At 36.5% G+C, this 304-nt stretch carries 1 pseudogene; it reads right to left on the bottom strand.

Annotated elements, in window-relative coordinates:
* Positions 1-81: 81 nt before the first annotated feature.
* Positions 82-231 (bottom strand): annotated as a pseudogene (locus tag D0T85_RS23315) (RNA polymerase sigma factor); the annotation flags it as partial.
* Between the last annotated feature and the right edge of the window lie 73 nt (positions 232-304).

Raw genomic sequence — 304 nt, 5'->3', positions numbered from 1 at the left:
AGTATGAATTACATAGAACCATATCCGCGATAAAGTATCCATGTACATGCGTTGTTTCCAGCCCGGGGGAAGTATAATCAGTTCGGATCCTTGCCAACCCGATGTCATATCGTTGAGCTCTGTTAATCCGGCTGTAACTCCGGTTTGTTCGCGGGCATTCTTACGGTAATTATTAATAAAGATATTACGCATTATAGTAGATACCCAACCTTTAAAGTTTGTATCAGTCATCAAGTATATTACATGATGAATAAAGATCTAGGATTTAAGAAAAATGGACTAATCTATTTTATCATGACAAATA

The sequence above is a fragment of the Bacteroides sp. 519 genome, assembly GCF_010500955.1.
Lineage (GTDB): Bacteria > Bacteroidota > Bacteroidia > Bacteroidales > Bacteroidaceae > Bacteroides.
This window is presented reverse-complemented; position numbering and strand designations above follow the sequence as displayed.